The organism is candidate division KSB1 bacterium (assembly GCA_034521575.1).
Taxonomy (GTDB): Bacteria; Zhuqueibacterota; Zhuqueibacteria; order Residuimicrobiales; family Krinioviventaceae; genus JAXHMJ01.
In genome coordinates this window covers 164,924-191,890 of record JAXHMJ010000001.1, presented here as the reverse complement: position 1 = coordinate 191,890, position 26,967 = coordinate 164,924, and the positions used below count along the sequence as shown (strand labels likewise).

Annotated in this window: 27 protein-coding genes and 1 pseudogene; 1 reads left to right on the top strand and 27 read right to left on the bottom strand. The window is 48.1% G+C overall.

Annotated features, from left to right (window positions below):
• Position 1 precedes the first annotated feature (1 nt).
• From U5R06_00850 to U5R06_00820, 7 genes are all read right to left on the bottom strand, one after another.
• Positions 2 to 463, bottom strand: a complete 462-nt coding sequence (locus U5R06_00850; protein ID MDZ7721391.1) for a PTS sugar transporter subunit IIA — start codon at positions 461 to 463, stop codon at positions 2 to 4.
• On the bottom strand, positions 456 to 629 hold the full coding sequence (locus U5R06_00845) for a hypothetical protein (GenBank protein ID MDZ7721390.1): 174 nt from the start codon (positions 627 to 629) through the stop codon (positions 456 to 458). The genes U5R06_00850 and U5R06_00845 overlap by 8 nt, the downstream gene beginning before the upstream one ends.
• A gap of 109 nt (positions 630 to 738) precedes the next feature.
• Positions 739 to 1,812 carry a mannose-1-phosphate guanylyltransferase gene (locus U5R06_00840; GenBank protein MDZ7721389.1) on the bottom strand — a complete coding sequence of 358 codons (1,074 nt, stop codon included), beginning with the start codon at positions 1,810 to 1,812 and terminating at the stop codon, positions 739 to 741.
• A 49-nt stretch (positions 1,813 to 1,861) separates the two neighbouring features.
• The gene (trxA, locus tag U5R06_00835) at positions 1,862 to 2,185 is read right to left on the bottom strand and encodes a thioredoxin (protein MDZ7721388.1); all 324 of its coding nucleotides are present in this window, start codon (positions 2,183 to 2,185) and stop codon (positions 1,862 to 1,864) included.
• 74 nt (positions 2,186 to 2,259) lie between these two features.
• Complete coding sequence (locus U5R06_00830; GenBank protein ID MDZ7721387.1) at positions 2,260 to 2,739, bottom strand: DUF456 domain-containing protein; 480 nt, start codon at positions 2,737 to 2,739, stop codon at positions 2,260 to 2,262.
• Between the two features lie 13 nt (positions 2,740 to 2,752).
• Complete coding sequence (locus tag U5R06_00825) at positions 2,753 to 3,544, bottom strand: DUF1848 family protein (protein MDZ7721386.1); 792 nt, start codon at positions 3,542 to 3,544, stop codon at positions 2,753 to 2,755.
• A 1-nt stretch (position 3,545) separates the two neighbouring features.
• Positions 3,546 to 4,505, bottom strand: coding sequence for a GNAT family N-acetyltransferase (locus U5R06_00820; GenBank protein ID MDZ7721385.1), 960 nt, complete (start codon positions 4,503 to 4,505; stop codon positions 3,546 to 3,548).
• Between the two features lie 204 nt (positions 4,506 to 4,709).
• Between U5R06_00820 and U5R06_00815 the strand changes: the two genes are divergently transcribed.
• The gene (locus U5R06_00815) at positions 4,710 to 5,858 is read left to right on the top strand and encodes a PatB family C-S lyase (GenBank protein MDZ7721384.1); all 1,149 of its coding nucleotides are present in this window, start codon (positions 4,710 to 4,712) and stop codon (positions 5,856 to 5,858) included.
• Between the two features lie 162 nt (positions 5,859 to 6,020).
• On the opposite strand, the gene U5R06_00810 is transcribed toward U5R06_00815, so the two are convergent.
• The 20 genes and pseudogenes from U5R06_00810 to U5R06_00715 form a co-directional block, all read right to left on the bottom strand.
• The gene (locus tag U5R06_00810) at positions 6,021 to 6,614 is read right to left on the bottom strand and encodes a YiiX/YebB-like N1pC/P60 family cysteine hydrolase (GenBank protein ID MDZ7721383.1); all 594 of its coding nucleotides are present in this window, start codon (positions 6,612 to 6,614) and stop codon (positions 6,021 to 6,023) included.
• 62 nt (positions 6,615 to 6,676) lie between these two features.
• Positions 6,677 to 7,984, bottom strand: coding sequence for a reductive dehalogenase domain-containing protein (locus U5R06_00805; protein MDZ7721382.1), 1,308 nt, complete (start codon positions 7,982 to 7,984; stop codon positions 6,677 to 6,679).
• A 30-nt stretch (positions 7,985 to 8,014) separates the two neighbouring features.
• Positions 8,015 to 8,737: a DUF5683 domain-containing protein gene (locus tag U5R06_00800; GenBank protein MDZ7721381.1), complete on the bottom strand. Its 723-nt coding sequence runs from the start codon at positions 8,735 to 8,737 to the stop codon at positions 8,015 to 8,017.
• 5 nt (positions 8,738 to 8,742) lie between these two features.
• Complete coding sequence (locus U5R06_00795) at positions 8,743 to 9,465, bottom strand: DUF5683 domain-containing protein (GenBank protein ID MDZ7721380.1); 723 nt, start codon at positions 9,463 to 9,465, stop codon at positions 8,743 to 8,745.
• A gap of 98 nt (positions 9,466 to 9,563) precedes the next feature.
• Positions 9,564 to 12,566 carry a hypothetical protein gene (locus U5R06_00790; protein ID MDZ7721379.1) on the bottom strand — a complete coding sequence of 1,001 codons (3,003 nt, stop codon included), beginning with the start codon at positions 12,564 to 12,566 and terminating at the stop codon, positions 9,564 to 9,566.
• On the bottom strand, positions 12,563 to 15,004 hold the full coding sequence (locus U5R06_00785) for a T9SS type A sorting domain-containing protein (protein MDZ7721378.1): 2,442 nt from the start codon (positions 15,002 to 15,004) through the stop codon (positions 12,563 to 12,565). The genes U5R06_00790 and U5R06_00785 overlap by 4 nt, the downstream gene beginning before the upstream one ends.
• A 48-nt stretch (positions 15,005 to 15,052) precedes the next feature.
• Entirely contained in the window at positions 15,053 to 15,691 is a 639-nt protein-coding gene (locus U5R06_00780) for a hypothetical protein (GenBank protein MDZ7721377.1), read from the bottom strand.
• A 70-nt stretch (positions 15,692 to 15,761) separates the two neighbouring features.
• Entirely contained in the window at positions 15,762 to 16,856 is a 1,095-nt protein-coding gene (locus U5R06_00775) for a PorV/PorQ family protein (GenBank protein ID MDZ7721376.1), read from the bottom strand.
• A 281-nt stretch (positions 16,857 to 17,137) separates the two neighbouring features.
• Positions 17,138 to 18,478 (bottom strand): aminomethyl-transferring glycine dehydrogenase subunit GcvPA, encoded by a 1,341-nt coding sequence (gcvPA, locus tag U5R06_00770; GenBank protein ID MDZ7721375.1) that lies wholly within the window; start codon positions 18,476 to 18,478, stop codon positions 17,138 to 17,140.
• A gap of 9 nt (positions 18,479 to 18,487) precedes the next feature.
• Positions 18,488 to 18,865 (bottom strand): glycine cleavage system protein GcvH, encoded by a 378-nt coding sequence (gene gcvH / locus U5R06_00765; protein MDZ7721374.1) that lies wholly within the window; start codon positions 18,863 to 18,865, stop codon positions 18,488 to 18,490.
• A 24-nt stretch (positions 18,866 to 18,889) separates the two neighbouring features.
• Positions 18,890 to 20,236 carry an acetyl-CoA carboxylase biotin carboxylase subunit gene (accC, locus tag U5R06_00760; protein MDZ7721373.1) on the bottom strand — a complete coding sequence of 449 codons (1,347 nt, stop codon included), beginning with the start codon at positions 20,234 to 20,236 and terminating at the stop codon, positions 18,890 to 18,892.
• A 16-nt stretch (positions 20,237 to 20,252) separates the two neighbouring features.
• Positions 20,253 to 20,735 carry an acetyl-CoA carboxylase biotin carboxyl carrier protein gene (accB, locus tag U5R06_00755; GenBank protein ID MDZ7721372.1) on the bottom strand — a complete coding sequence of 161 codons (483 nt, stop codon included), beginning with the start codon at positions 20,733 to 20,735 and terminating at the stop codon, positions 20,253 to 20,255.
• 20 nt (positions 20,736 to 20,755) lie between these two features.
• Positions 20,756 to 21,316 carry an elongation factor P gene (gene efp, locus U5R06_00750; GenBank protein ID MDZ7721371.1) on the bottom strand — a complete coding sequence of 187 codons (561 nt, stop codon included), beginning with the start codon at positions 21,314 to 21,316 and terminating at the stop codon, positions 20,756 to 20,758.
• 15 nt (positions 21,317 to 21,331) lie between these two features.
• Positions 21,332 to 22,783: pseudogene (gene gatB, locus U5R06_00745) on the bottom strand (Asp-tRNA(Asn)/Glu-tRNA(Gln) amidotransferase subunit GatB).
• Between the two features lie 16 nt (positions 22,784 to 22,799).
• Complete coding sequence (gatA, locus tag U5R06_00740) at positions 22,800 to 24,224, bottom strand: Asp-tRNA(Asn)/Glu-tRNA(Gln) amidotransferase subunit GatA (GenBank protein MDZ7721370.1); 1,425 nt, start codon at positions 24,222 to 24,224, stop codon at positions 22,800 to 22,802.
• 341 nt (positions 24,225 to 24,565) lie between these two features.
• A complete protein-coding gene (gene tatA / locus U5R06_00735; GenBank protein MDZ7721369.1) occupies positions 24,566 to 24,715 on the bottom strand; it encodes a twin-arginine translocase TatA/TatE family subunit in 150 nt (49 codons plus the stop codon).
• Positions 24,716 to 24,909: 194 nt separating this feature from the next.
• On the bottom strand, positions 24,910 to 25,317 hold the full coding sequence (locus U5R06_00730) for a hypothetical protein (protein ID MDZ7721368.1): 408 nt from the start codon (positions 25,315 to 25,317) through the stop codon (positions 24,910 to 24,912).
• 12 nt (positions 25,318 to 25,329) lie between these two features.
• Positions 25,330 to 25,632, bottom strand: a complete 303-nt coding sequence (locus U5R06_00725) for a CDP-alcohol phosphatidyltransferase family protein (protein MDZ7721367.1) — start codon at positions 25,630 to 25,632, stop codon at positions 25,330 to 25,332.
• A complete protein-coding gene (locus U5R06_00720; protein MDZ7721366.1) occupies positions 25,622 to 26,290 on the bottom strand; it encodes a phosphatidylserine decarboxylase in 669 nt (222 codons plus the stop codon). The genes U5R06_00725 and U5R06_00720 overlap by 11 nt, the downstream gene beginning before the upstream one ends.
• Before the next feature lie 4 nt (positions 26,291 to 26,294).
• Positions 26,295 to 26,957, bottom strand: coding sequence for a phosphoribosylaminoimidazolesuccinocarboxamide synthase (locus U5R06_00715; protein MDZ7721365.1), 663 nt, complete (start codon positions 26,955 to 26,957; stop codon positions 26,295 to 26,297).
• Positions 26,958 to 26,967 lie beyond the last annotated feature (10 nt).

Below are 26,967 nucleotides of genomic sequence, written 5' to 3'. Positions count from 1 at the left end.
ATCATTCTCCATTTATAATGGACATGAGCTCATCAAATGTTTCGATAGACATCAATTGTTCACGGTTCTCTTGCTTGTTCAGCACAGTCACCAATGAACCGAGAATCGGCAGATAAATATTACCCTTGTCATTGGGCGGTGCAATCACCATAAAAAACAGATGAACCGGTTTCTTGTCAATGGCGTCAAATTCGATACCTTTGGAGGATTTACCGAACGCGATAATCACATCAGCCGCTGCTGTTGTCCTGCCGTGCGGTATCGCAATGGCATTGCCGATTCCGGTGCTTCCCAACGTTTCCCGCTGGTTCAGCATTTCCAGAACCACATCCCGGTCTTTAATATATCCAGTGTCGACAAAAAGATCCAAGAGTTCCCCCAGCGCCTGTTTTTTGGTATCAGATTGCAAATCTGTAAGAAATAAATTTCTGTCAAAATGCTTTCCAAGTTCTACTTTAAGCATGATCATTCTCCTCAATCACTTTTTTTTCTTCGTCCAGACGGCGCTGTATGGCCGGATCAAGATCAAACTTTGAGGTTTCGAACACGGACAATTCCCGCAAAAGCACCTTGATCTTTTTGGACAGGGGCGCCATTTTTTTCAATAAAATCAAATTTTTGTCTTCCACCCGGCATCCGGCGCTCTTAAAGTCACCGTTCTCATGCCGGATGTCAATACCCAGATTCCGCCCAATGCTTCCAGCGCATTTAAAACCGTTTCATTGTCCAGGCCCCGTATTACAACAGGTCCTTTTCGTTGTTTTTTTCGAGTTCGTTTACCAGCCATTTGACATCCTGTGCTTTATCCTGATCACAAATCAACAAGGCATCCCGGGTCTGGATGATAATGGTATTTTCCAACCCGATGACCGCTACGGTTCGGTCATCAGCCTCGATATAACAATGCTTGGTATCTTTTAAATAAACGCGTCCATTCACCACGTTATCCTGTGCATCCCGTTCGGTCTCTGCAAAAACTTGTTTCCAGGATCCGATATCGTTCCAGTCAAAATGCGCTTTGATCACGTAAGCATTTTTCGTGTGTTCCATAATGCCGTAATCAATGGATTCGGCGGGCAGATTTTTGTACACGTCTTTTAAAACAGATTCAAAGTCCTGCGTTCCGATAACCAGCCGCAGAGCGAGCAATCCTTTGTAGAGTTCAGGCATGAATTCGCGCATGGCATTCAAAATGGTGTCGGCTCTCCAGACAAACATGCCGCAATTCCACAGATAATCCCCGGATTGCAGATATTGCTGCGCACGCTCGCTGTCGGGTTTTTCAGAAAACCCGGAAACAGCGTACAGATCAGGTTCTGATGTCGCCTGACCGCAACGGATATAACCGAAACCGGTCGCCGGAAAAGTCGGCGGGACACCCAGTGTCATCAGAGCATCGGGGTGGTTTTGGATCCATTCCACCGCTGTATTGACATCCTGCACGAACGCCTTTGAATGGCGGATCAGATGGTCGGCCGGCGCCAGAACCATCACCGCATCCGGATTGCGCGTCATCGCCTGCAGCGCAGCCAGTCCGACAGCGGGCCCCGTATTGCGGCGGGCAGGTTCATAAATCACATTTTCCGGCGGCACCCACGGCAAGTGTTGCGAAATCCAGCGCGACTGCTCTGCAGACGTAACAATAAGCAGATCTTTCGGTTCGCACACCCCCAACAACCGCGCGGCAGTGGCCTGGATCAACGTGACATCGTCAAACAAGGATAAATACTGTTTGGGTTTGGATACGCGGCTTTTAGGCCAGAAGCGGGTTCCTGTACCACCGGCGAGAATGATTGGATAGATTTTGTTCATGTTTTTAAAGCCGGTGGTCCGTTGAGCAGACCACCGGTATGGGATTCAATTATAAATGCTTGTCTATTTTATCTTTGAGATTATTTTTCGGCTGGGCGCCAATCATCATTTCCACAACATCCCCGTCTTTAAACAGCAACAAGGTCGGAATACTGCGAATATTGTAATTCATAGCAATCTTTTGGTTGTTATCGACATCCACTTTGCCCACTTTGATTTTTCCGTCATACTCATCAGCGAGTTCATTGACCACCGGTTCGACCATTTTGCAGGGTCCGCACCAGACAGCCCAAAAATCCACAAGCACCGGAACATCCGACTCTACAACGTTTTCCTCAAAATTGGAATCCGTTAATTCTATTGCTTTGCCCATAAAAGTATCTCCTTTTCCTTTGAATACATAGCCTATTAACATAGAAATAATTCATCTGAAATTCAAGTCTAATCTTAGATCAATTCCTTGATAAAATAGAATGTGATCACACCGGAAACAATCACCTTGAGAATGATGCCGGTAAACACACCGATAAAGACACCCCAACCGGCTTTTAAGGCGTCGCGTATTTCCTTACCGCTGATCAATTCACCCAGCAGCGCGCCCAGAAACGCGCCCAGAATAATGCCGAGGGGACCGAAAAAAATGACACCGACCAGGGTTCCGGCCAGAGCCAGCCATACACTCAGTTTGGTTGCGCCGTACCGTTTGGCGCCCCAGGCCGGCACCACATTATCCACAATAGTGATCCCGACGGCAATGACTCCCATGATAATCAAAAACCGGATACTATAAGGGTCCGGCTCACGCGCCAGATTGAGAAACACCAGAGCCAAAAAATTCAATGGCGGGCCCGGCAGCGCCGGAACAATGCAACCGATAAATCCAGCCAGTGTAAAAATAACAGCAAGTGCAATGAACAATATTTCCATTTTCTTCCTCCGGTTATACAGACGGCTGTCCGTAACAATACAAACACCCATGATCACATTTATAATACCAGCCGATATCCCAGCTTTTTGTACAGCCGCAGCGCGGCCTTTGTCCGCCGGCGCGCTCGCAATTGGCAGCTGCTCCTTTGGGATGCAGCTGACTCAACAAAGGGCCGTCAATACAGCGGGACCGGGGGGTTCCGTTCACACAGCACCAGTGCATGCGGATGCCGTGTTGTTCAGCAATATCCTGAATTTTGCCCGCCTGGTCATCCCGTTCCTCTTGACACGGTTCGATGATGCGCAGTTGATGCTGCGCCAAACGACGTCGCACCTTGTCGTAAACCTGCACCCAGCTTGTCGATACATCCTGAATCCCGTACTTTGCAATTACGGGTGCAAGCTGTTCAAAATATCCAAAATTGGAGAGAAACGACCCGTCCGGCAGCTGAATCTTTATGACCGGATCAAACCGAATACGGATGCGGCGCGGGTCGCCTAAAAACCCGATCAATGCGGGTAAAAAGGACAAGACCCGCTCAGGCGAGGGCACGCCCGGTTCCAAGAGTGTGCCGCCCAAACCGGTAACAGTAAAATGCAGAAACAGCTGATCATATTCCAGTAAACAGGTTCGAAGGGATTCATGCTGCAGCATGTTGGTGGGATTTTTGGTCCACAGCACCACACTGTGCACCGCCTCCGGCTTTGCTTTTTTCTGCAACGTCTCCGCCAGACGCTCCGGCTGAGTGGCGACCATATCCAGTCTGCGGCTTGCTGAAATCACTCGGTTCGGCTGTTCACTCATATCAGACCCAGCGGTTTGCATAGATGGCATTACTCTTGACTTGTTCGGGGTATCCGTCCACTATCATACGCATATCAGTATTGATCACCCGATAGTCCATTTTTAAAAGCAATTGAAACAGACGCGGTGTGTAAAAAGGAATCCGGATCAGGTGACGGTAAAGGTTCATCTCCTTGCCGTACATTTCAATGTCTTTTATCATATATCTCAGATACTCTTCGGGTGTCTGGGGATGCGCCGCGAAAACAATGGTTCTCATAATGGCTCGATTTTCTTCAACCGTAGTGGGGGTATTTTGCATCACGCAAAACCCGACCGGAGCGGATTTAAAGATAAACATCAACGTGTCGCCGGTACGACTGGCATCGGTCTGCTTGATAAACTCGGTGTAACTGGCCCCGGGGTCGATTTGGGCGGTCAATCTCTGAATCCGAACCCGCATTTCGTTCCTGTCCTTTTCACTCAGACGGGAATATCGTATGGTCTGATGCGGAGGAGTGACCGGTATTTTGGCCATGCTGAGGGAACACATCATATCCACTGAAAACAAGGATGGTACAAATCCCATTCTGCCGTAAAACCCGATATTACGTTTGCTGCGCGGATTGGTTTCCAGGCCAATGGTTTTACACTCTTTCATCTTTAAATATCGAATGCAGTGCAGCAGCAGTTGTTTGCCCAGACCTGTCAGATGCCGCTCCGGGGCAATGGCCAGCGGACCAAACCAGCCCGTATCCCCCCACAAGTGCGTAAAAGCGGCTCCCCGGCACTGCGATTCATGCTCCAGCACAAAACAGCCTTCAGGGTTCTGATTATAATACCATTTCAAAAAATCAGTCTGGCATAACGGTACATGCGAGTGCATATAACCATCATCTACCCGCCCCTGGGTAAAGGCACGGGATAATAGAGCATTGACCAGATTCAAATCGTTGCTGCTCATCTGCCGGATATGGGCCATACTGTCTCTTCACTTTGATGCAAATCAATTTCGGTTTTATATACAATAACACAGTATCATTATACAAAATTCATACCTTTTGCACAACTGCTTTTACAGAAAAATAAAGTTTTAAATAATTTTCTATTTGAGTTCGTGTCCGGGATTCGTACTATTGGGTATGCAAACTGGAAAACAATATTAATTATAACATGACAGGTCATTATGGATAGTTCAGCTTTCGATCAAAAAATAAACCGGAACGGCACTGAAAGTTTAAAGTGGGACCGCTACAAAGAGACTGACATACTTCCCATGTGGGTGGCGGATATGGATTTCAAATCTCCCCCTCGGGTCATTCAAAGCCTGGTTGAACGCGCCGAACACGGCGTATATGGATATACTTTGCCGCCGCTCGATCTGACAGCGGCTATTGTACAGAGGATGCAGCAGCGCTACGAGTGGACAATACAACCGGAATGGCTGGTGTGGCTTCCCGGACTGGTTTGCGGGATAAATGCGGTTTGCGGCAGCATCGGCAGTCCGGGCGATGCAGTCCTGTCAAGCATACCGATCTATCCGCCGTTTTTGTCCGCGCCCCGCAATATGGATCGGCAATTACAGACATTTTCCATGACAAAGAACCGGAACCGCTATGAATTCGATTTTGACGCGATGTGCGATGCAATCTCTGATAAAACACGCCTGTTTCTTCACTGTCATCCTCATAATCCTCTGGGGCGAGCCTTTGATCGCAAAGAGTTGACACAGACGGCGCAAATCTGCATCGATCATGACCTGATCATCTGTTCGGATGAAATTCACTGCGATCTGCTGCTGGACAGCAACCGCACTCATATTCCCATGGCTTCTCTGTCACCCGAAATTGCAGACCGAACCCTCACCCTGATGGCGCCCAGTAAAACCTTTAATTTACCCGGACTGGGATTGTCTTTTGCCGTCATTTCAAATCCGACATTGCGCAAGCAATTCAAGCAGAGCATTGAAGGAATTGTCCCGCATCCCAATGTTTTTGCTTACCGGGGCGCTATGGCGGCTTATGAGCATGGAGAAAACTGGCTCCGGACGCTTTTGACCTACTTGAGGATCAATGCACAAATGGTTCACAATCGCATTAACGCCATGCCCGGGCTATCGATGACCCCGGTGGAGGCCACTTATTTGGCCTGGATCGACACACGCGAAACCGGTATCAAAAAACCGCAGGCTTTTTTCGAGCAGGCCAGGGTGGGATTATCGGACGGGATGTTTTTCAAAGGACCGGGTTTCGTACGCCTGAATTTTGGCTGTCAGCGCTCCCGATTGAAACTCGCGCTCGACCGTATGCAGAACGCTCTGAAGCATTTTGAATAAGCATCGCATGTCTTGACACTATGGTGACGCAAATGCTGATTTACCTTCAAAACGTCAAAGAGTGATACTGATACCCGGGCAGCCCGTACCTATACAGTTTTTCTATTGATTGAATCACCGTTAAAAATTTCGGATAGCCGAATTGTATCCCCGTTTCTTGATCTATTTCTTGTCCAGACGTCTGGGCTCATCATCGGCTGCCAACGGTCCCAAAGGGTACACCGGCATATATTTTTTCGGATTCGAGAGAACAAAATCCCAGATATCATCCGGCTGCGCCGCACCGGGATCAACACCGAAATGCTTGTCAATTTTGGAACAGGCATGCGCAACCAGCCAGGAACAGATGGGATAGTTCTTGTTTCGGGTTAATCGGCGGAACACATACGCGCCCTGCAGGAACCAGTCCAACAAGTGGGCCAGCAGTTTGAGATATCCATAAGTTTTCCCGACCTGTTCATTGGCTTCCTCAACAAGAATCTCTATCTCCTCCCTGCTGAGATTCAGCGGCCGATACACAGCAACACGATCAGGCTTGGGCGGACCGTAGCGTTTCCAAAGGGAATGACGGCGCACCACATGCAGGGCTTCCACCACCCGGCATGTTTTCACAGAGCCGGCGGTGACGACAAGGCCCACGTGGTTCACGCGGGTCCGGCTTTCACCGAACGAACGCGAAAAAAGCCGGATAGCTTTGCTGATAAAACCGGTTCCGCGGGTAAAAAAAATATCTCCGGGCTGAAATCCATTTTCCATAACTCCTCCTCGTCAAGTATTAACTTTAGAATAATGTATAAAGTTTGAACACGAAAAGCAAGTCATTCGCGGTTATACCGGCGTTGTCCATAAAACAGATCATCCGCATAAACCCCGAGCCGACGGGCCGGTGCGGAATGAGCCATCCGGTTGCGAATGAGGTTATGCGTCCATGTATCGGGTTTGCTGTAGGGGCATATGCGCATACACAGTCCACAGTCCGTGCCGATGCTTCGCCAGTAACGGTAACACGCCTCTTGACAAGTAGACCATTTGATCACACCGCGCACATTTTTCTTGGGGCCAAAGGAAATAGCGCCAGCCGGACAATTGGATGCACACTTTTTGCAAATCGCACAAAAATCCTGTACGCCAAACACCCGACGCTCGTCCTCAGCGATCGGAAGCGTCGTGCTGACCGCAGCCAGACGGACACGAGCCCCGAACCTCGGATGAATCAGATACCCCAAACGGCCAATTTCGCCCAGCCCCGCGTCCGACGCCAAACCGGGAAGCATCAGCCGGTAATTGCCGTCGATATGAGCGCGCGCCGGATAGCCCAGTGAACGGATATACTCTGCCACTGTGACAGCAATATGAGCGGATTGCAGATATTGTTCAGCGGATTCGAGAGTGACGGCAATCTTCGGCGCCTGACGCACCCGATTGTACTTCATCTCGACCGCAAAGACCAGAGCCCGGGGATGATCCAGATCAATCGGATCGCCATAAACGCCCTGACCGCGTCCGATATGCGTATAAAGATACTCGGGCCGTATTCGGGCAATCCCGCTGTCCACAGCCCCCAGTGAACGCGCCATTGATTTAAGCTGTGCCGCCGCGTCATCCGGACTGAGCGGTGTCTGTTCCAGAGCCGGCTCACCTTCCGCCCGCTGCGCCAGACGTTCCGTTTCTGCAAAAAACAAATGCGCCATCGATGCGGACCGCTCATCATAGTAGGGTCCGCCCGGGCTCAAGAGATCGGGCAGCGAACGGATTTGATCGTCGATTTTTTGTTTTTGCGGATTTCGGGTATAATAATCCTGATAGGCTCGTAAACCCGGCTGATAACGGGCGCGGGCGAACATAATATCTCGTTCATCAATGGGTTGGGGATTCAGGTTTACAAGATCAGAAGAAGCAGCGGGGATAAAGAACAACACGACCAGGAAAAAATAAAGCAGGTTCATCCCCCAGAGCCATCCGGGATTGAAAATAACCAGTCCCGTATGCATTAAAAGGAAAATCGCCGTCAAAACAGCAGAAATGCTAAAGGCTCTGTACTCTTTTTCAGTTAGGGACGCAACAGAAAACGCCGCGAGAAAAACAAATATCAGAACGGAAAGCGAAACAAATAGTATTAAACTCAAAGAGAAAACCTCTGCAGATTCGCAGAATGATCACCAGTGTTTAGTCAAGGTGAAATGAACACGCGGCGTATAATAACCGTCGCCCAGAAACAGGTTCCAGTCCAGAACCGTCTGTTGATTATGGTGTCTGCTGGCGGAGATCAGCGCATCAACCGCACTGATGACATGATTGGCCATGATAAAACCGAGCATCATGGTTGCGCGGTTATGAGCAGTATCCGAAGAAATGCGTAAATCATCAAATTCTTCACGATGCTCTTTACTCTGCCAGTTCCAGTAATTGGCATCAACATCATCGTAATATTCAGCGAGCTGACGCCACTGCAGTTTGTATGCGTTATAATCATGAATAGTGTTAAAATTCCCGACATCGATAAAGTAACTGTCGGATTTACCATCAAGATCGACATCAGCATAGCGGGCGGCATAGGCGCGGTAATCCTGGCGCCGCCAGTCGCTGTACAGTTCAAAACCGGAACAGGTCATCCACAGACCGATCTCGGCAGCGAAAAAAGCCAGCATCTTGTTACGCGATTCTGTATACCGCTGTCCCCATCCCGGAACCAGCAAAGACATGAAAAACGCCTTGCCCCTGTTTTTTTCAGGCTGCAGCGCAGCGCCGGGGGATTCGGACTGCATCGTCTGCAGGCCGGTGAACGATGGAGAGGTCTGGTACCATTCATCCGCAAGATGCGATGTTTGAGCAGCTGCAAGTGAGCAAAATAACGTTAGAGACAATAATAAAATTCGCATAGAGTTCACCAATTTACACGTAAAGACAGTACAGTTTGTAAATCCTGATCAAAATACAGGGGTTCGGCCTTGAGAGACAGTGTCGCGCTCCGATTATTAAAGGAATACGCGGTCCAGGCCGCATCCGCGGCGCTGAGAATATGGTTGAGCATGACAACCGTCACGCTGGATGTGGCGGTGCGGAACGCCTGGTTCGCATCATTGCGTTTTGATTCATAGGTGTGACGGTTTTCGGTTTCGATATTGTTCAATTCCTGGTGGGTCATCGTTATCGAATATTCGTTTCTGAAATCATCCCAACCGTAATTGAACTGATGGTATTTTCCGATCATCTCATAGTACTGTTGATCTTTCTGTTCATGCAGTCCGTGACTGAAATGTTCATGCTCCCACTCGCGCAAATCCGTCAAATCATCAGCGTTGTATTCCAGTCCGGCCTGATGCGCCACCCATTTCCAGTACGAGGATTCGCTCCAATGGGTATGCGCATAGCTGTGGAATTCGGAGCGGATATCTTTACCCTTTTCATTGTAAACCGCATACAGGGTCCAGCCCGTCGCTTCCACAGCCGCAAAAAGAGCAGCTTTCAGCCAGTTTCCCGCATAGGCCTGACCGGCGCCGGGCAGGGCTGCCGACATGAACAGAGCGGCCTTGACATTTTTCAGGCCTGCATGTTCAGACGCATCGGTCTGTGACAGCTGAACCGGCGGCATGGTGGTTTCGCGCATATAATTTTCCAAGCCTGACGCAGACAATGAGCCGGCTGTTAAACAAATTAGAATCAAAAAGCTGAAAATCCTCACCGTATTTCCTCCAAGCTTTGATTTTAATTCATAAAATCAAACAATAGTGTGACATAATAACGCCATTCATTGCCATAGGCCAGATCCTGGTTATAAACAGTATCCAGGCCATAAGCGGCTTCTACAGACAGGGCCGTCGGGAATCCGTAAAACGAAAACAGTGACAGTCTCAGGCCGAGTCCGACATCTTTTTTCAATTCAGACACATCGAATGCATCGCGGTCAAAGGCATCACCCACATCCATGAACGCCGTAAGATAGGCATGATTGGTGGTCAGATGAAAAAACTGTTTTTGCCAGCGTGTAAACAATGGCAGACGGTAATTGAAACGGGCGATGAACATTTTCCGGCCTTCAATGCTGTAAAACGGATAACCGCGCAAACCCGGCAAACCGCCAGCATAAAAATTAAAAAAACTATCCACCGGCCGATCGATATAACCGGCTTTGAATGAAGCGTTCAAACTATGGTCGCGCAAAAACGGAATACCCAGGTACTCGTGCCATGCCACTTGTATCTTGTTATAGTTATAGTTTGTATAAATACGTTTGGGCAGAACACCTTCGTCTTCGGTTGAAAAATCCTCAAAGAACCGATTCCATTCAAAAGAATACTCGACATTGATTTGGCGTCCGGCGGACGGACTGATGGACGAAGTAACCGACGGGGGTTTTTGATCAATATCCCAGTTCAGCCGCAAATGATTGCCATAAAAATAAGTATTGGCCGGTGATTCAAACTGGATACCCTGCGGTTCAAAAAAGAAACTATGAATATGACTCATATACTGGCTGTGTACATAGGCGGCCTGCAAAGTCTGATGATCGGTAATTTGATAGCGGGCGCCGATATCCCCTTCCAGCAGACGGAACGAGATATCAACCGGCACTTTTTTGGGATAATCCTCGATAACGGCAATAGTACGTTCGACATTTCGGGTGACCGCATAAAACTCTGTAAACAAAGTGGGGCGCCATTTTTTCCATTCAAACATCAAAAACGCATCCAGGTCTTTGCGCGCATTCATACCGACGCCGCCGAACACATTCAATCGATCCAGTATCTCGTTGGCGTAAAAATATGTACCCAGTTTAACCTGATTGGAATCAATCATAACACGGGGCATAAACATCAAATCGCCATAGGTGATGCCGTATTTTTGCGCTTCCATATCCGGGAGCTGAGTATCGTCATAATGTCTGACGTCCGCAAGACGGGAGCTGTCGATATCAAGCCATAATTCCGGAGCGATTTCAGGATCGGGTTGATAGGCGTTCTGGTTGTTCAGCGGCTCCGGATGACGGATGACCGATATCTTGTAGCCTTTTGAATCAAACAGTGAAAACGCCAGCCCGGCCGAATCATGGTACGCGGGCATAAACGCGCCGCCGAGAACCCGGGTCCATTGTTTCAAGTTCAGATCGTCCTGATCCGGTTTGATGCTGTAAATATCGGCGATCCCGGAGCGATCCCAGGAAAAAAATATGCGTCCGTCATCGGTGTAAAACGGATCGCGGGCATCCCCCTCGGAAATAAGCGTATCCAGAATTTCTGTATCGAAATCGTATAACAACAGATTGCGGCCGTGGCTGCGGGAACGGGAAAACACAACATAACGTCCGTCAGCAGACACAGAGGGACCGTATACACCCTGGCCAAAGCGGTAGTTTGTCAGTCTTTTTTCGATTTTACCGGATTCACCAATCAATACCAGATTATCCGTTCCGTCTGCCTGCTGTACGGCAAGCATTCTTTTTCCATCCGGCATCCAGACCGGATCCATCACCCGCAGATCCCGGGTCAGCTGGATTTCTTTTTTTGTCTCGAGATTATACACATACAGATCATTATAATGAGAATGATGTTTATTGGCCTCTTTGCGGGCGTAAAGCAGGCGCGAGCTGTCCGGCGACCAGGACAATTTACTGTTAACAGCGGATTTCAAAACATGCGTTTTATTATCCTGCAAAGACATAACCTTCAGGCTCGTCAGGGTCAGATAATCCGAGCCCGGAGAACCGCAATAGGCAATTTGACGGCCGTCCGGAGACCAGACGGGTGCAATGTTTCCAATCCCCTTGTTTACCAGTTTTTCGCCGGCCACTGTATGATTTCGCAGGGAATCCGTCGCATGTTGATAATATCGGATGAGATGCTGATGCCATTGTTTATACAATTCGTCAGCATCCAGACCCGTCACTTTATTGATCGGCGCGTTCACTGAAAAAGTCAGCGGATCATTCAAATGATCCGTGAGCTGTTGCATGGATTCCGGACCAAAATGATGAGCGATATAGCGGGTGAGCGCGTATCCGGCATTATAGGTGCGTTCATTGCCGATACTGTTTTTGCCAAACACACCCATTTCAGTGAAAGAGTGCAGACTGCTGTCCAGAACCGCTGTTCGAATCAGCATATCGCGGTGGGTGTCCCAGCGGTCGTAATCCAGATCCGGAGCCATGTACTGCGCCATGCCCTCGGCCAGCCACATCGGGATGATCGTGTTTGCCACGGCATATGAAGCTATTTCATTGGGATAGCCGTACAGCACATCCGGACGCTTTTCTTTTTCATAATTGATCCATTGAAAATAAAAAGCAGGAACATGCCTGGACATTTTACGCGCGGCGCCGAGTGAGATCATATGGCTGAATTCATGGGTGACCACATTGCGCAGCCAATTATGCGTCCCCCGCAGGATGAATGTCATTTGCGGCGCCCATATCTCGACTTTATTGTCATAATAATACGCCGCACCATTGGAGATATCATCATGGTCTTTGATGATAAAATGCACCGGTCCGTCGGGTTCCCAATCGTACAAATCTGTAACGGGATCGTAAATATCCTGAGCGATTTTAGCCACGACCCGGGCTGTGCGCTCAGCCCCCTGGTGATAGTGAATCTGAAAATGTTCTGTTTCGAGCGTATACCAGTCCAGTTCCGGGTGATGATAATCGGTCTGAGCGGCAAGCAGCGAAATACATCCAAAGAACGTTATTAATAAATTCCGTATATCTCTCATTTGATCACAGCAATTTTAATAAACTTTACTCGGGTTTCGGTCGAACTGTCTACCTGCAGTCTGGCAATATAAGCGCCACTTTGCACCTGATCCAGCTCCCAGCGTATTTCATTATCACCGGCTGCGGCTTCGACCTGCTGGATTTCCGTTAACAGATCGCCGGCAATATCATAAATTCTCAGACTGACCTGTTCCGCCCGCTTCTGCAGCCGAAAGCGGATAAAGGTTTCCGAACCTCGCGCCGGATTCGGATAGCAAAAGGCTTTACTTAAAATATTTTTGTCTTCCGGGGCCGGGTTTGCGGATGTCTCAAAATACATGGAAAACTGATTTTTTGCATTTCCGCCGTACTGAGCCCAGGTCGCCGGCATATCAGACAGTCCGTAGGCGTTTAAAAATCCATCCTCAGAGAGTGCGAACAATACAGTCTCATCAAACACATTTCCGGCAAGCACCGGTTCCGTGCGCAAAGGACCGCCGGCAGTCAGAGGACCTTGCAGCGGCTGAATCTTCCGTTGTTCCCCTTTTGAATCAAACACGCGTAAAAGTCCGTTCGAGGTAGCCAGTACAATCAAGCCGTTTTTCAGGCACACCGGAGACGGAGCATAACCGCCGGGATTTTCCTGAGAAAAGGTTTTGGGGAAATTCATCACCGGCACCCCTGTGGTCCAGTCATAAGCGCCCAGATGCCGGGCGTCCGCAAAAATGATTTCCGGAATCGAGTCGGCATCCAGATCACTCAATGCAGGCGGACTGTTGTTGGTAAATGCAATATTCGGCTCGGTTTTTTTGTAAACATTGCCCTGGCTGTCGATGAGGGTTAATGCACCGTCATTGGAGAGAACCGCCAACGGCAATGACAACTGTCCGTTCTTTTCACGCACAGAGACACTGTAAAACGCATCGCCGTTTCCGGCCAGGGGAGACTGCCATGCCGGTTCGGGCGGACTCGAATTCATTTGATAGGCATATATCTGTCCGGCTGTGGATGTAAAAACAGCCGTATTTTCAGCGGTCACCACATGACAGTGAGAAATCGGTTCGCTGCATACATTGATTATGTGTTCAACCGTTAAATTAAAAGACAGGTTGATCCAGTACACTGCACCGGAAAGAGTGCCAACCAGGAGTTTATCCCCCGAGATTACAGCGGACGTTGGAACATGATCCAATTTTACAGCAGCAAGTGTATCCGCTATTCCGTCGTCATCCCGGTCGTTCAAAGACCACACGGTCACATGACCGGAACGGGACAGGAGGACCAGGTCCTCAAATCCGTCAGCGTCATAATCAAAAGACAGAGGCGCAACATTTAGCGAATCCTGGAGATCAGCGGCCAGGGCCACGGGAAGCGTACGGGAACGGCCGGTATAATCGGTGAACGTTGCAGATTCGTCATTGTCAATCAGTTTGCCGTCACGGTTCCAGGCGTAAATCTTGCCGTCGCGGGACACAGCGGAAATGACGCCGTTTCCGGATTCGGCACGATCATTCAGCCATCGAAGCGCGCCCGGCCCAAACGGCGAATCGGCGTACTGCGGAAATCCGGGCACATGCAGATCATTGGAAATCCGGCAGGTCATCAGGGTATCCCGGGAACTGAATTCAGAGATGCGGATAAACGTTCTGGCCTGTCCATAAGCATTGCTGCTCGGGATACTGGTCGATGAAAACTCGACGGGTTTTTCACCATTTACATATTTATGCGAGATATTGTCATCCCAATAGGGGTCCCAATAATCACCGGATTCGGTTCCGTAACCCGGTGTGAACATCCCGTACCGCTGACCGATATCCTGGGGACCGTCACACTCTACGAGATCCACGCCGCGGTGATCGATATCATTATTGATCGTATTGGAGGCAAGATTCTCTTCGATGACACGTTCATCGATGTGCCAGATCAGAATCCCCGACCCCGGAAGCGCAAAATCGTATTCATCAACACGTGTAATCACACCCAGTCCGGATTCTACAGCAATTGAGAACGTGGAATCAAACTGGGCGCGGCGTCCCTGTTCATCGCGCCCGAAACTCAGACGGTCGTTATTGGGATCGCGCTGACGATTTTCCAGAAGAAAATATTCTCTGGAGGATATGGGTATCTTTATCAGGTGATCGGCCTGTGTGGAAAATGAACCGATCTCGATTTCGTCGATAGCGTTGGCCACGACGGGCTCTTCCCACCCCATATACAGTTTGGTCCAGGCGCAGGGATGAGCCGGGATCAGACCGTTATAATTGAACGACCCCTGATCCATCAGCCCCCACCTTCCGACGCCGGCGCGGCCGGTTTCGGTATTGAACAGACTGGGCATACCGATCTGGCTGCCCATCAACAGGGTCATGGTTCCGAGAAGCCCCAGATTCTGGTCTTCCTGATTCTGGGTTTCCGGCAGAATAATCGCTTCTTTGACAAACGTATCTCCTGCAGGCACCCCCTGATAACCGGGTGCATTGTCACCGGAACGTCTTTCCGGAATGTTTCAAAATCGACAAACGCGGATTGAATGTCGTACGGTGTCGGTATCGAAATCAAACGGAATATCCGCTCCGACTCCGGCATGGAATATGAGAAACACATCATAAGCGGAAAAATCGGGGGCATCCTGCCGCTCGGCTTCCGCAACGGCATCGCGCACCAGTTCACACCAGCGAATCTTCTGTTTGGTGGTATCTTCCTCGCCGCTATAGTAAACCATATTCTCCGGAAGCGGATAGGCGTCCGTTTCACCGGACGGCCAGACCTTATATTCCAAAATCAGATTACCGTTGGACACGGTTTTAAAATAATTCTTTAGCGCCATTAATTGGTGCAAAAAATACGTCCGGTTGTGCGGAGGCCGGTCTATCTGGTAACCGGAGGTATCGGACAGATCGAATTTACCGTTTCCCGTGGTTGTTGCCAGATTATCCTCAACAAACTCGGCGCGCAGCGCCATAATTTTCAAAGTATCCCGATGCTGCGACGATTGATCCTGCTGAAGAAATCTTTGAATGGTCCCAAGGGGATCCGTTTGGGTAAGGCGGTGGGCATTTTTTTTGAATGGATAAGACTCTGCTGCAAAAAGCCATACCGGAATCAGTAGAAAAAAAACCAGTCGTTGTATTCTGGATATAACCATACCGTACTCTCTTGTAACAATTCTCAAAAGAAAAGGGCTGCGGAAACGCAGCCCCGCTGTGAATCTACCTCTATACACCGATGGTCAATGAAAAGCGCATGGTGTTGGCCAACGGATGTCCTTCGTCCGCCGCCACGTAGGCAAAATCAAACCGATACAGATGATACTGAACACCGCCGCCAAAGGAGAAAAACTCGACTTCACCGGGTTGATCCCAGTAATAACCGGCGCGCAGAGCAAAAATACCGCTGTACCAGTATTCGAGTCCGCCACTCACAGTTCCGTTGAACATTTTTTCAGTGCTCGTAACCTCTTCTCCGTCATCATTTTCTGTGGTCGTGGTCTCTTCAACCATCCAGGGTGATGTGAACAATGCCTGGTAAAACGGGTCCGCGGATCCATCGTTGTCTCGGGTCACCATCATTTTATTCAGATCACCCACCACGGTCAGCTTGTTGTATTCGCTTTCAACAACATTGTAAGCAAAACCAAGTTTGAGATTTGTGGGAAGCGGATCGGCCTGTGCGGCGTCAACATAGGTAATTTTAGGGCCCATATTCGACAAATTCATACCCAATGTCAGTTTGCGATGAAACGGCAGGGTGTACATGGTCGCCAGATCAAACGCAAAGGCATTACCGATTCCGTCGCCCTGTTCAGCACCGACGCTGACACTGGAAAGATTTGAGCGAATATAACGCAGCCCCAGGCCGACTGCCCAGTCCTGCGACAATTTGGTGCCATACGTCGCGGCAATCGAGTACTCGTTACTGTTAAAAGTTCCAAGCTGATTGCCGGTTTCATCCGTATGAATTTGTTCACCCAGATTCAGAAACGTGACATTGACGCCAAACGTTCCGATATCCTGCATGGGATAGACAAAAGAAGCAAAATCATAAAACAGATCATCGGCCAGATTGGGCAGCCACTTGGAATGCATAAAATGCAGTTCCTTGTTCTTAATATTGGCCAATCCGGCGGGGTTCCAGAACGGCGCTGTTGCATCATTGGCGACCGCCACAAACGCCTCTCCCATTCCCGCGGCGCGTGCGCCGGGAGAAATCATCAATGAGAGAACGGCGGCATCACTCACCGCAAACACCTGTCCCGCGGATACCGCAACGATCAGGACTGCAATTAGCAGGATAAATCTCGTATTCATCATCTTCCTCCTATGAATAATTTTCATTGTTTCCTAAAACAAAAAAAACCGAACGCATCAAGACAACTCCGTCATGGAGCTCACTTGTTGTCATTCGGTTATACCGTAACGCAAGTGAGCCTATAAAAATTTACCTAAAGGTTCAATTTAAACACTCTCGTATATCAATCATGGTTTTTTAATTTTAAAAAGACCTTTAGCAAATTTTTATAAGCTCTCTCCTTTTTCAAAAGTTATGGAATTACATTTATATAATCAAGATTTTTATCTAATACTTTTGTAAATCACAAAAGTTCCCGAAGAATATTAATAAACGCATCCATTTCCTTTTTTGTCCGTTTTTCCGTTACGGCACATAAAAAACAGTCACTCAGATTATCGTCATAATTCTTCAGGGGTATTCCGGCAAACACTTTATTTTCCCGGCAGACCTGCATGACCTTGTCCACGGGATGAGAGGTCTGGACCACAAACTCTTTGAAAAATGGAGCATCAAATTTAATGCCAAATCCATCCAATTTTGAAATCTCTCCCGCAAGATAGTGGCTTTTTTGCAGACATTGCGTTGCAACTTCCGGCAGACCCTGTTTTCCCATCAAGGCCATATAAACTGTTGCCGCCAACGCATTTAACCCCTGATTTGTACAGATATTGGAGGTCGCTTTTTCCCGCCGAATATGCTGTTCCCGGGTCTGTAATGTAAGCACAAAACCCGGCTGTCCGTTTTTATCCACAGTTTTACCGACAATGCGCCCGGGAATTTTGCGTACAAATTTCTTGTCAGAGGCAAAAATTCCAAGATAGGGGCCGCCGTAACTGAGCGGATTTCCCAGAGCCTGTCCTTCACCCGTGGCAATATCCACCCCGTAATCAGCGGGCGGCCGCAAAACAGTTAGAGAAATGGGATCATTCGAAGAAATGAGCAGGGCTCCGGATTCTTTTGTCAGACGCGCAATCTCTTCAACGGGTTCAAAATATCCAAGATAGTTCGGGTGCTGAAAAATGACCGCTGCGGTCCGGTCATTTATTTGTTTCTCAAGTGTTTGCAAAAAAACCGCATGATTATCGCGGGGCAAGGTCACCACATTGATTCCACGGCCGTGACAATAGGTTTTAATGATTTCCACATAATTCGGATTCACAGTAGCGGAAACCAGGATCGTATTTCTTCGCGTCGTAGCGCAGGCGAGAAGAGCGGCTTCAGCCAGAGCCGAACCCCCGTCATACATAGAGGCATTCGCCACATCCATGCCGGTCAATTCGCAGATCATGGTTTGATATTCATAAATGGACTGCAAAGTACCCTGACTGACCTCAGGCTGATAAGGAGTGTAGGCCGTATAAAACTCAGATCGCTGAATGATATGTTTAACCGCCGCAGGAACATAATGATCATAAGCGCCGCCCCCCAAAAAGCAGATATGATCGTCACAGTTCTCATTTTCACGAGAAAGCGCATCCAGGGTGCGTCTCACTTCAAGTTCATTCAACGGTTCGGGTAAATCCAGTTCACCCTCAAACAAAGCATCATCCGGAATCATCCGGATCAAATCACTGAATGTTTCGACACCGATCGCTTTCAGCATATCGTGACGATCCTGATCAGAATTGGGAATAAAAGGCATAATAAACTCTCAACTTATTTTTTCTTGATAAGCAGGTGCATCCATCAAATCATCAAGTTCCGACGGATTTGACAGTTCGATCCTGACCATCCAGCCGTCTCCGTACGGATCACGATTGACAGCTTCAGGGTCATCTGCCAGGCTTTCATTGATTTCAACCACTTTACCCGAAACGGGAGAAAACAAATCAGAGACCGCTTTAACCGCTTCAATGGTTCCCAAAGATTCAGACTGTTCCGCATCGTCTCCTTTGGAAGGCAATTCGACAAACACGAGGTCACCCAGTTCACCCTGAGCGTAATCGGTAATACCAATTGTAGCGACATTATCTTCTACGCGCACCCATTCGTGCTCTTCCGAGTATTTTAACTCCTCCGGTACGTTCATAACGCCTCCTTTGATAACTTTTTTTTAATATAAAATAGTTTCCTGTTCCAAAAATTTAGTATCAAATTTCCCGGACCGAAATGTTTCATTATTCATGATTGCAATATGCATCGGAATTGTGGTTTTTACGCCTTCAATCACAAATTCCTCAAGCGCCCGGATCATGCGTTCAATCGCCTCGCTGCGGTCCCTGCCGTGCGTGATTAATTTGGCGATCAGCGAATCGTAAAAAGGTGGTATCACATAATGAGCATAGGCATGCGTATCCACGCGCACCCCCACGCCGCCGGGGGTATGAAAGCTTGTGATCATGCCGGGACTGGGCCTAAAGCCGTTGGACGGATCTTCTGCATTGATCCGGCACTCGATTGCATGTCCTCTGATTTTAAACTTTTCCAGGTTTTTTCTCAAAGGTTCACCGGCCGCAACTGCGATCTGTTCTTTTATGAGATCCATACCAAATACTTGCTCAGTTACGGTGTGTTCTACCTGTATACGGGTATTCATTTCCATAAAAAAAAATTGACCCTTGCTGTCCATCAGAAACTCGATGGTTCCCACACTGTTGTATCCGACCCGCTTGGCGCCATTCACCGCAGTCTGATTCAACTGCTCACGCATTTCCGGGGTCACCACTGGAGAGGGCGACTCTTCGATCAGTTTCTGATGCTTGCGCTGCACCGAACAATCCCGTTCTCCAAGCGACACCACGTTACCATGTTTGTCACCCAGAAGCTGGACTTCGATATGGCGGGGCGCCTGGAAAAACCGCTCCATGTACAAATCCGGATTTTTGAACGCAGATTCAGCTTCCACACGAGCGGACTGATAAGCATTTCTCAACTGATCCGGCTCGTTGACCACACGCATACCGCGTCCGCCGCCGCCGGCTACCGCTTTTAGGATAACCGGATATCCGATGTCCCGGGCCACCTCAATGGCTTCTTCATAGGTCTTGATCACGCCGTCCGAACCGGGAATTGTGGGAACGCCCGCTTTTTTCATTTCTTCTTTTGCGAATGCCTTGTCTCCCATTTGATTGATGATCTGGGGAGACGGACCGATAAAATGCAGATTGCACGATTCACAAATTTCAGCGAAATAAGCGCTCTCTGCTAAAAAGCCGTATCCGGGATGAATAGCGTCCGCATTGGTGATTTCAGCTGCACTGATCAGCCGCGGTATATTCAAATAACTTTGCGGACTGGGTCCCGGTCCAACACAGACAGCTTCATCGGCAAACCGGACATGCAGAGAATCTTCATCAGGTTCGCTGTAGATGGCAACGGTTTGAATGTTGAGTTCTTTACAGGCCCGAATAATACGAAGCGCGATCTCACCTCGATTGGCTATTATTATTTTTTTAAACAATGGCTTTCCTGCAGAATTAGCTTAACGGTTCGATTATAAACAAAGGCTGATTGTATTCAACCGGTTGCGAATCATTAACCAGAATTTCTACAATACGTCCTTTTTCTTCGGCTTCGATTTCATTCATCAATTTCATAGCCTCTATAATACATAGCACCTGACCGGGTGTGACCACATCACCTTCTTTAACATAAGGTTCATCATCCGGCGATGGAGAACAGTAAAAGGTTCCCACCATCGGCGCTTTGAATTCATTCCCCGCCTTGAAGGATTTTTCTTCCGGCGCCTCAGCAACGGGTTGCGGGGCCGCAGCGGATGTTCCGGATACCGGTCCACTGTGCACCGGTATGGTCTGATGTGGATAATCCGCCACATCCACCGGATGTCCGGCACGTTTGCAAATTCGGATATTTTTGCCCCACCATGTTTTAATTTCAAGTTCGTCTATACCACTTTGCTCAACAATTTTAACCAATTCACGAATATTTTTTGAGCCCATAATGACTCCCGCTTTTGTTTTTATTTCACGCGTTCCATGTATTCAGAGGTACGCGTATCCACTCGGACCTTTTCTCCCTGCTCGATAAAGAGAGGCACCTGCACGGTACCGCCTGATTCCAGTTTGGCCGGTTTGGTAGCGCCCGATACGGTGTCACCCTTCATTCCGGGTTCCGTTTCGGTTACCTCAAGTTCCACAAAAAACGGCATTTCTGCGGCAACCGGTTCGTCTCCGTTCATCAGCACACTGATCTGCTGGCCTTCTTTCAGAAAATCAGCATTGGGAGTGAGTACTGACTCGCCGATCATCAATTGTTCATAGGTTTCATTGTCCATGCAAATCAGTATATCACCTTCACGATAAAGAAACTGCATCTCACGCCGTTCTACACGTACATCTTCCAGTTTATCACTGCTCCTGAACGTTTTCTCCAGCACCCGGCCGGTTTTCAAATTTTTAAGCTTGGTCCGGGTAAACGCACTTCCGCGTGCCATTTTAACGTGCTGAAATTCCGTGATGGTAAACAGCTCTCCGTCAATTTTCACGATCAATCCTGTGCGAAAATCAGATGTTGTGACCATAATTACATATCCTGATTATTTTTCATTCTTTAATTGAGTTAATTTTTCTCTCAACAGAGATTGTATCTGTTTGGGATCGGCCTTTCCCTGAGTGATCTTCATAGCCTGTCCCATTAAAAAACCAAATATCTTTTCTTTACCGCCGATAAACTCGTTCACTTCATTCGGATTTGCGTTTATGACCTGATCCACAGCTTGTTGAACAACGCCGCTGTCCTTGATCTGTTTCAGGCCTTTTTCTTTGACAATTTCAGTTGTGGTTTTTTCCGTTTTCAGCATGTCCTCAAACACGGTTTCAGCGGATTTGGAGCTGATTTCATCCGCCTCAAGCAGGGCCAAAAGTTCAGCCAGCGCCGAGGAAGAAATTTTAAACTCCTGGATCGAAGCGCCGGTTTCTTTCAACGCCCTGAGCACAGGTCCCATCACCCAGTTGCTGACCATTTTCTTATTATTGAGTCGCAAAGCTGTTTCTTCAAAATATACGGCCAGTTCCGGGGTTTCAGTCAACACCTGCGCATCATATTCCGGCAAATTAAACTCTCTAATAAACCGCTCTTTCTTGGCAGCCGGCAACTCCGGCATGGCATCGCGGATGCTGTTGACAAACATCTGATCTACCTGAATGGGGACCAGATCAGGTTCCGGGAAATATCGGTAATCATGCGAGTATTCTTTACTGCGCATCGGCTCTGCAACATTTCGGTTGGCGTCCCATAAAAGTGTCTGCTGCTGCACAGGCTTTCCATACTCTAACATCATTTCCTGACGATGAATTTCAAATTCCAGGGCTTTTTCGACGGCGCGAAACGAATTCATGTTTTTCAATTCGGTTTTAACACCGAGAGTGGCTCTACCCGCGGGACGCAGAGATATTGGCATCACACCTCAGACTGCCTCCTCCATATTGCCGTCACAGATACCCAGGTAACGGACAATTTGGCGCAGACGCACCAGATATTCATAGGCTTCCTTCGGCGATCGGAAATCCGGCTCGCTGACCATTTCAGCCAGGGGAACACCACAGCGATTCACATCAATCAGGGTTTCATCACGCGAGACAAACGATTCCGCATGCAGTGATTTGCCGGCATCTTCTTCAAGATGAATGCGGGTAACACCTATCGTGCCGGGCTCGCCGTCCACCTCAATCAGGAGCTCTCCATGTTCACAAAAAGGTTGTTCAAATTGAGAGATCTGATAAGCCTTGGGCAAATCCGGATAAAAATAATTTTTCCGAGCAAATATGGATTGTTCATTGATGCGGCACTTTGTAGCCAGCGCAAGCCGCGTGGCAAACTCTATGACACGCTTGTTCAACACGGGAAGAACCCCGGGCATTCCCAGACAGACGGGACAGACCTGGGAATTCGGTTCAGCGCCGAACTGCGTGGAGCAGCCGCAGAATATTTTCGTATTTGTTTTTAACTGGATATGAACTTCAAGACCAATTACAGGTTCGTATCTCATATTGTTTTCCGTGAAATCATTGCATTTTTTCCCAAAAATCCGCGATCCTTATCAGGGTCTCTTCATCAAACGGTTTTCCAATCAATTGCATACCGACGGGCAGACCGTTATCATCCTTGCCGCAGGGTAAAGAAAGAGCGGGAAGGCCGGCCAGGTTCACGGGGACGGTGTATACATCCGTGAGGTACATGGTCAAAGGATCATCTATTTTTTCATTCAGTTTAAAAGCGGTTGTCGGGGCAACAGGACCCAGGATACAATCAACTGATTTAAAGGCGGTTTCAAAGTCCTGCTTGATCAGGGTACGGGCTTTTTGCGCTTTGAGATAATAGGCTTCATAATAGCCGGATGACAACGCATAGGTTCCCAGCATAATTCGGCGTTTGACTTCTTCGCCGAATCCCTCGGTTCTCGATTTTACATACATCTCTTCGAGATTTTGTATCGTCTCCGCCCGTTTTCCATAGCGTGCCCCGTCGTAGCGTGCCAGATTGGCTGAGGCCTCTGCCGGGGCGATAATGTAATACGCCGCCACACCGTATTCCGTATGCGGCAGGGATATATCAACGAATTCCACGCCTTGCGCGCTCAGCCTCTCCACAGCGCGGCGTATCGGCTCTTCGACCTGACGGTCAAGCTGCTCGGCAAAATATTCGCCGGGCAACCCCACACGCAACCCTTTGACATCCTGATCTAAAAATGTTGTATAATCCGGCGCTGGCAATTCGGCACAGGTAGAATCCCGCTGATCATAGCCGGCAATAGCATTCATCAGCAATGCGGCATCGCTGACCGAGTGTGTAATCGGGCCGATCTGATCAAGTGAAGATGCAAACGCCACAAGGCCGAAACGGGACACACGACCATAAGTCGGCTTTAATCCCACCACCCCGCAAAAGGCAGCGGGCTGTCGTATGGAACCGCCGGTATCGCTGCCCAATGCCGCTGTGCACAATCCACCCCCAACGGCAGCAGCGGATCCACCCGAGGAGCCTCCCGGCACACGCTCAGAATCATGCGGATTTTTTACCGGACCAAAAAAGGAGGTCTCGTTGGATGAACCCATGGCAAATTCATCCATATTGGTTTTACCGATAAATATCACATCTTCCCGACTCAACCGGTCGATGACAAAGGCATTGTAAGGGGATTTAAAATTAGACAGGAGTTTTGATCCACACGTGGTCAGACCGTCTTTAAACGCAATCAGGTCTTTGACACCCAAAACGAGACCGGCCAATTTCCCGGCTTTACCGTCACGCAATTTTTGATCCACCTGCTCAGCCTGTTGCATGGCGGACTGTTCAAAAACGGAAATAAATGCATCCAGTTCGCTGTGTTGAATACGCTCCAGATAAGCGGCTGTCAATTCGGCACAGCTTGTATCACCTTTTTTCAGGCCGTTTCGTATCGTTGTAAAGTCTTGTCCTAACTTTTGCAAAATACGTCTGGTCCTCGTTAGAGTTTTTCAATAATTGGAATAAACGGTTTAGTCTGTTGAGATGCGAAAGGCATGCATACCCAAGCCATGCCTTTTACCACGTTAAAAGGGGATTATTCTTTATTTGTCTCTTTTTCTTCAGATGTTTCAGGGGTTTGAGTATCAGGCTGTTTATCTTCCTCTGTGGATGCTTTTTTAAAATCACGCAGACCTTTTCCGCAATCCCTTTTGCCAATTCCGGCAACGTTCCCCGCCAAAGATGCAGCAAAACCACAAACAACACGACAGCGGACCCCGGTGCGCCAAGAAAACCTAACATTGCACAGTCCTCCAAATATTAATTAATCACGAATATCAATCTCTTTTTTAACATCTTCCGCTGTCTTTTTCAGCTCCCGCATACCCTTACCAATGCCTTTGGCAATATCCGGTAAACGTTTGGATCCGAACAACAACAGGACGATGAGCATAATAATTAACAGTTCTTGCATACCCATTGCCGGAAACATTTCAACCTCCATCAAAGATGAACTAAAAATATATTGCAGAGAATTATAAATTGCAAGCATTAAGTTCAAATTCAAGCAATTCTTCAAGATAAAAAAACAATGCCTAAATTTTTGTTACTTTATAAATATCAATATCTTAACACATTCCTATCATTTAACATTTACTTTATAGTCTGTTAACGATCCTGTTTTGATGTTCGTTCCTTTATAAACAAAACAGGCCCGGATACAAGATAAATCATCATGGCGGTAAAAAGCGTGAGTTCCGGTGTAAAAAATGCAACCACGATTGTGATCATCAGTATAATGAGACGTGTCCGGTTTCTGCCGCGTTCTCTCAGAGTAAACCGGGGATAACCCGCAAACTCCATCCGACTCACCATCAGTAAACTCACGCAAGGGATTAACACCACTATTACCCTGCGGAAAACGGGCATTCCGGTGAATTCAGCCATAATAACAGCGGCTGCCAATGTTGCAGCAGCCATCGGAGCGGGCATTCCGCAGAAATCACGTTTTTTACCTTCACGATAGGCTAAAACATTAAAACGAGCCAGCCTGAATGTAGCAAACAGCAAAGGCATAAAGGCCAGATATCAGGCCCAGAGCTCCGCGATGGCCCAGAAAGCGAAAATGATACACATAAACCAGCACAGACGGGGCAACGCACCGGCAGAGATGACATCTCCCAGAGAATCCATCTCCAGTCCGAATTCCGTGCGCCCATCGAGCAAACGCGCCACAGACCCGTCAAACGCATCGATAATCCCGGCAATCACGATCAACCAGGCAGCCGCAGAATAATCTCCGGCAACGGTCAGAGTTACGGATACAAATCCACAAAATAAATTAATGGATGTAAACAGATTGGGGATTGTTAAATATCGCTCATCTTGCATGATTTCGGTCAGCCACTGCTGCGATAATACTTTCTCCGGCTCGAACCCGGTCTCCTTCCTGAACCCGGCATTCAAACGCATCGGTGAGATAAACTTCCACGCGCGAACCAAATTTGATAATGCCGATTTTTTGACCGGTATCCACGCGTTGATCATGCTTTAGATAATTAACAATACGTCTGGCCAGCATGCCGGTAATTTGACGAAACGCCAGCTTTCCATACTCGGTCTCCAGACCGGTGAACAGAGAAACATTGCATTTTGCTGCACGCTCTGTCTGCGCGGGATAAAAATTTCCGCGTTTGCATTTCAAAGATGTTCCACTTTGCCCGCAAAGGGGTGAACAGTTTACATGCACATCAAATAAGGAAAGAAAAATAGAAATCCGGGTAACAGACTCTTTGAAAAATTCTTTTTCATTAATATCCACCACATCCACCACTTTTCCATCAGCGGGCGACACCACATACTGCAAACCTTCCGGGGGCCTACGTTCGGGATCCCGGAAAAAATAGATCACAAACACAAACAAGACCATCACAATCGCTGTCAATACAAGCAGCGGCGTTAACTGAAAATACCAGGCAAACCCTCCTGTGGCCATGATAAACACAGCCAATCCAGCCAATGTGGCCCAACCTTCTCGATGTATTCTCATAGGGTTAAAATATAATCCTTTCATCCAGAGTTTGATAGAGTCCATCCGTTTTATCGGAATTGCGATTCAGAGCCGCATAATCATATTGCTGGCTCCCGTCGATTTCTTTGAGTTCACAACGATCAAACGTGATCGGTCTGCACACACCCAGATTCTCATCAATTTTCCCAAAACGCAACTGCAGCGTGGTTAAATCCAGCCCCCGGCGTTTGAAAAAATCCGTCAGCACCACGTTGATTTTCAAACTGTTACGCCGCAATTCGGTCAAACTCTGGCGTCCCATCCATTCCTCGGAAAGAATCGCATCACTATCAATAACCTGTTCATCGTCTTCATCATCCCGTATGTATTCGATTTTCGGACCGCTGAGTTTTTGCTTGTCTTGCCAATTTGTAATTTTGACATGAAAAGGCAGTTCTTCGACAGGCTTGACAAGAATTTCTTTTTCCGATTTTTGTTTATCAAAGTGTGTCAACACCAGATAACTGGAAATCAGACGATACAAATAGACAGCCAGTTTGCAGTTAATTCTTGCTTTGTGTTTGGCCGTTCCTTTTTTTTCACCTTTAAGCGAGACCAGATCATTTTTGAATAGTATCAAGACCTGATCGTCCTTGTCAGTCAATATGCCTTCAAATTCATTAGAATCAAATATTTTTTCTTTCACAACGTTCTCC